Source organism: Lacisediminimonas sp., from assembly GCF_030645335.1.
Lineage (GTDB): Bacteria > Pseudomonadota > Gammaproteobacteria > Burkholderiales > Burkholderiaceae_D > Lacisediminimonas.
Genome location: NZ_JAUSNH010000046.1, coordinates 1 through 4,663 on the forward strand (window position 1 = coordinate 1; position 4,663 = coordinate 4,663).

Consider the following 4,663-nt stretch of genomic DNA (forward strand, 5'->3'; position numbering starts at 1 on the left):
CCGACCATATGGGCTGGGGCAACCTGCGCGTCATTAACGAAGATCGAATCAATGCGGGTACCGGCTTTGGCCAGCATAGCCACCGCGACATGGAGATCATCAGTTATGTGCTCGCCGGAGAATTGGCGCACAAGGACAGCATGGGCAATGTCAAGGGCATTCCGCCTGGCGATGTGCAGCGCATGAGTGCAGGGTCCGGCGTCACGCACAGTGAGTTCAATCACGCCAAGGACCAGACCACGCACTTCCTGCAGATATGGATCATGCCCAACGTGACTGGCATTGCGCCGAGCTATGAGCAAAAGACGTTTGCCGCCAGCGAGAAGCGCGGCGCGCTGCGCCTGGTTGCTTCGCCGGGCGGTGCGCAAGGCTCGGTGACCATCCACGCTGATGCGTCGCTTTACGCGGGCCTGTTCGATGGCGACGAGCGCGCGCAACTGGCGCTCGACCCAGCCCGAAAAGGCTATGTGCAGCTGATCCGTGGCGCGCTGGAAGTCAATGGCCAGCAGCTGGTCGCCGGTGATGCTGCCATGCTGGAAAACGAGAGCACCGTCACCTTGAGCAATGGCCGCGATGCCGAGGTGCTGGTGTTCGACCTGGCGGCCTGAAGGACGTTGATGTAAGTCTCGTTGATCGGGATGTTCTGCCACGACCCCGAAAATGGGTGTAAATGGGTGCGTTTTTGGTTTGCGCTGAAGCCAAAACCTCAGGCGTCGGCCACGTCAGCCCAGCGAACGCCCAAACGCCAGCAAGGCCAGCCCCACACAGATCACTGTCGCGCCAGTGGTGCGTGCCAGCCAGTGCGCGCGTTCGCGGAACACCAGGATCGACGCCAGGGTCGCAATGACGATGCCGGCGTTGGTGTAGGAAACCACCTCCGCTGCTGGCAGCGCACGCATTGCGTGAATAACCAGTGCATACGCCGTGCCTATGCACAGGCCGCCGACGATCATTGCCGGTGTTCCGATCCGCTTGGCGGGTATCCAGTTGCCCGATACGCGCTTCATGCGCAGTGTCATCAAGACCCAGGCGGCAAAGTAGCCGACCGAAATGTATCCCACCACCGCCCCAAAACTCGGCACGTAGTCGGTGGCCGCCTTATCCGAGAGCGAATAGATGCTGGTAGCCAGCATCGCAAGCAGGGCCCAGGGCAGGGCACGCCCCTCCTGCCCGCCCTTGCTGCTGGCGGCGAGCACCAGTAGCCCGAGCACATTTAACGCGATGCCGAGCCAGGCAAGCGCAGCGAGCTGCTCTGAAAACAGCAGCCAGCTCCAGACAGCGATGAATAGCGGCGAACTGCGCACCAGCGGATAGACCAGCGCAACCGAAGCATGCCGGTAGGCACGGGCCAATGCAAAGAAATAGACGACATTCGCGCACGCCGAGATCAGCAGCAGGCAAACCAGTTGCGTACCCCACCGGGCTTCGGTGAGCAGGCAGTACAGCCCCCACGGCGCAAGCATGACCGTGTGTGCCAGCAGCACCCACCACAGCGGTTCGGCTTCACGCGGCTGGTGACGCGCCATCAGGTTCCAGGCGACATGCATCAGCACCGAAGCGCCGATCGTCGCACCGACGCTAGCGGCGATCATCGAAGCGGCCAATCGGTTCCCTGCCCCAGCACCGCCTGCTCGCCATCAATAGCAATGCTGACGGAATCGGGAAGTGCAGGCTGGGTTTCAATCTGCCAGCAATCCAGGTCGTGGGTGATGTGCGTCAGCCAGGTTCGCGTCGGACGCAGCGTGTGGACGATGCGCAATGCCTGGTTCCAGTCGTTGTGGTTACGTCCGGGCTGCGCGCGCGGCGGATGGCTGCAGTCCAGCGCCAGGCCGGTGGGAGACCAGGCCAGCAGGAATTCTTCTGTGCTGGGCGGCAGGCCGGCGGTGTCGGTCAGGTAGGCGAAGCGCGCACCCTGCGCATTCTCGATTGCGTAGCCGAAGGTCGGTTTCGAATGGATCAACGGCAGTGGTGTCACGGTCAATGAACCGATCACTATCGGCTCGAATTTCGACAGGCGCTTGAAGTCCAGCAGCCCCGGATGCCTGGTCAGGTCCGCACAGCCTTCTGAATCAGGTGGTGCACAGACAGGAATCGGTGTGCCACGCCCCCACCGCAGGTGAAACAGGCCCTGGACATGATCCGGATGAAAGTGCGTGAGCAGGATGGCGGACAGGCTGCCGGGCGCAAAGCGGTCGTGCAGGTCCATCAGGCCGGCGTCCAGCAGCAGGCGGGTCTCGCCGTCTTCGACCAGGGCGCTGCAGGGGCGGCGCTGGTGCGCGGCTTGCAGGTGGCCCCGCTGGCAGGCGCTGCAGACACAGCCATAGAGCGGCACGCCGCCGGCCGCGCCGGTGCCGAGGAAACTTATGCGCATGCCGTGACTCTTTCGTCCATGCCTTCGGTGATGACTGCAAGCAGCGCTTCACCGGCTTGGGCCAGCGCGCCGTCGTTGGTGATGACGATACCACCGTCTGCGGCCGGTGCGGCCAGCGCGGCGCGGGCGAGGCGCGCTTCAATCTCGGGTGCGCCTTCGCGCGCCCGCGCTTGCAGGCGCTCGCGCAGGACCTCCGGCGACACCGCAATCCAGACCGGCACCAGGTCGGGGTAGCGTCGGCGCGCCTCGTCCAGGTATTGGCGCGAACCGTTGACGACGACGGTGATGCCCTTTGCCATCCACTGCTCGATTTCCATGCCGATGCCGTAGTGGAGTCCGTGGCTTTGCCAGCACAGAGCGAACAGGCTGGCGGCTTCGCGCGCGGCGAATTCCTCGCTGCTCACTGCAATGTGGTTCTCGCTGCCGGCATGGGCGTCGCGCGTGATGTAGCGATGGGCGAACAACACGGTGGAATGGCCGGCCAGGCGGTGGCGGCAGTAGTTGATCAGGCTGTCCTTGCCGGCGCCGGAGGGGCCGATGACGTAGATCAGCCGGGCGCTGGATTGGACTGAGCGGGAATATGGCATGGGATATCGGATGGCGATGTGATTGTCAGGTTGGTAGCGCCACGTCGTGGCGCTACAAAAAGTTGACGCCTGCGAGCGCTCAGGCTGTTCCGATCTGCAGCGCCGGCGTCCCGTTCGCCCACAAGCGCTCCACACGCGGCAATCCGCCATGCATGCTCACGGCGATCAGGTCGGCGCGCGTGCCGGCCTTGATCTCTCCGCGGTCGTGCAGCCCCGCAGCGCGTGCCGGATTGCGCGTCACGAGGGCGATTGCCTGGTGCAGTTCGATGCCCGCCAATTCCGGCAGCTTCAACGCCGCCGGCAATAGAGCCGCTGGTGAATAGTCACCGCACAGGCAGTCCGCCACGTCCGCCAGCACCGCATCCAGCGCGCGCATCGAGCCGGACTGCGAGCCGCCACGCAGTACATTGGGTGCGCCGAACAGTGTCGCGAGTCCCTTTGCACGGGCCGCTTTTGCCGTTTCCAGGTTGATCGGAAATTCGGAAATCACGGCGCCGAGGCCGGATACCAGGTCCACCTTCTGCGGTGTGTCGTCGTCGTGGCTGGCAATCGCAATCCCATGCCGCGCCGCTATTTCCGCCAGTGCCTGCATGCGGCCCATCGCTCCCTTGGCCGACTCGTGCTTGGCGGCGATGATGCGGTCCAGCTCATCTTCACTGGTCTTGTAGTTGCGCGACAGATAGGCGCGGAAGGCGTGTACATCCTTGAACTGCCCCTGTCCCGGTGAGTGGTCCATGAAGGAAATCATTTGCGCATGGCCGCCTTCGAGCAACTCGGCCAGGATTCCTGGCGCGGTCTCGTCCGTCACTTCGTAGCGTACATGCACCCGGTTGTCGACCAGCGCGTGGCTGTTCCACTGGCCCATCGCACGGGCGATCTCGCCAGCGAAGGCGTTGTTGCGCACGCCGAGTTCATGATTGGCGAACGACAGCGCGTGATAGATGGTGGTGATGCCAGCCGCGGCGTTGCGCCTGTCCGCCTGGGAGCAGGCAAACGGTAGCGGGAAGTGCACGCGCGGCCGCGGCTCGATTTCCTTTTCCAGCGCGTCGCAGTGCAGGTCGATCAGGCCGGGCATCAGGATGCGCCCGGCCAGTTTCACCTCCTGGGCGCCCACGGGCGCGACCTCGGGGCAGACGGCTGTGATGATGCCGTCGCGCACCAGCACCGCTGCGTTCTCCAGCGTCTGGTCGCCCAGCACCACGCGGGCGCCGGTCAGGTACAAAATTTCGGGCAGGGGCTTTTGAACAGCGCTCATTGCGCATTCTCCTCGGTCAGTTGTTCAGGATGCGGCTGGACGCGTACTTCGCCGTCGGCGAGTGCATCGACCAGCGCAGGGTCATGGAAAATCGCCAGCATTGCGGTGCCATTGGCTTTCAGTTCACGCAGTACCGATATCGCCCGTTCGCGCGACACCGGGTCGAGGCTGGCGGTCGGTTCGTCCAGCAACAGCAGTCGCACCGGGCGGATCAGGCCGCGGGCCAGGTTGATGCGCTGCTGTTCGCCGCCGGAGAAGGTGGCCGGTGCAACAGCCCACAGGTGCGGCGGCACGTTCAGGCGCGCCAGCAGCTTCGCGGCCGACTGGCGCGCGACTGCGGGCGACTCCCCGGCTTCCACCAGCGGCGCGGCGACCACGTCCTGCGCGCTCTTTCGCGGCAGGCAGTGCAAGAACTGGGTGACGTTGCCGATTTCGGCCTTGCGCAGTGCG

Annotated in this window: 6 protein-coding genes; 1 reads left to right on the plus strand and 5 read right to left on the minus strand. The window is 64.5% G+C overall.

The window, feature by feature from the left end:
- Nucleotides 1-608: pirin family protein (locus tag Q7T64_RS03630; RefSeq protein WP_304791318.1), on the plus strand; the 608-nt coding region annotated here is incomplete at its 5' end.
- A 114-nt stretch (nucleotides 609-722) separates the two neighbouring features.
- Here Q7T64_RS03630 and Q7T64_RS03635 read toward each other — a convergent pair.
- From Q7T64_RS03635 to Q7T64_RS03655, 5 genes are all read right to left on the minus strand, one after another.
- Nucleotides 723-1,592 (minus strand): EamA family transporter, encoded by an 870-nt coding sequence (locus Q7T64_RS03635; protein ID WP_304791321.1) that lies wholly within the window; start codon nucleotides 1,590-1,592, stop codon nucleotides 723-725.
- On the minus strand, nucleotides 1,589-2,371 hold the full coding sequence (phnP, locus tag Q7T64_RS03640) for a phosphonate metabolism protein PhnP (RefSeq protein WP_304791324.1): 783 nt from the start codon (nucleotides 2,369-2,371) through the stop codon (nucleotides 1,589-1,591). The genes Q7T64_RS03635 and phnP overlap by 4 nt, the downstream gene beginning before the upstream one ends.
- Nucleotides 2,362-2,958 carry a phosphonate metabolism protein/1,5-bisphosphokinase (PRPP-forming) PhnN gene (gene phnN / locus Q7T64_RS03645; RefSeq protein ID WP_304791328.1) on the minus strand — a complete coding sequence of 199 codons (597 nt, stop codon included), beginning with the start codon at nucleotides 2,956-2,958 and terminating at the stop codon, nucleotides 2,362-2,364. Before phnN ends, phnP begins: the two co-directional genes overlap by 10 nt.
- A 79-nt stretch (nucleotides 2,959-3,037) precedes the next feature.
- Complete coding sequence (locus Q7T64_RS03650; protein WP_304791331.1) at nucleotides 3,038-4,213, minus strand: alpha-D-ribose 1-methylphosphonate 5-triphosphate diphosphatase; 1,176 nt, start codon at nucleotides 4,211-4,213, stop codon at nucleotides 3,038-3,040.
- Nucleotides 4,210-4,663, minus strand: a 454-nt coding sequence (locus tag Q7T64_RS03655; RefSeq protein WP_304791334.1) for an ATP-binding cassette domain-containing protein, incomplete at its 5' end; no start/stop codon positions are given. The genes Q7T64_RS03650 and Q7T64_RS03655, both read right to left, overlap by 4 nt.

Bases quoted from the DNA above. Each gene is read 5' to 3' on its own strand.
- Q7T64_RS03635 (WP_304791321.1), bottom strand. From the start codon at position 1,592: ATGATCGCCGCTAGCGTCGGTGCGACGATCGGCGCTTCGGTGCTGATG.
- phnP (WP_304791324.1), bottom strand. From the start codon at position 2,371: ATGCGCATAAGTTTCCTCGGCACCGGCGCGGCCGGCGGCGTGCCGCTC.
- phnN (WP_304791328.1), bottom strand. From the start codon at position 2,958: ATGCCATATTCCCGCTCAGTCCAATCCAGCGCCCGGCTGATCTACGTC.
- Q7T64_RS03650 (WP_304791331.1), bottom strand. From the start codon at position 4,213: ATGAGCGCTGTTCAAAAGCCCCTGCCCGAAATTTTGTACCTGACCGGC.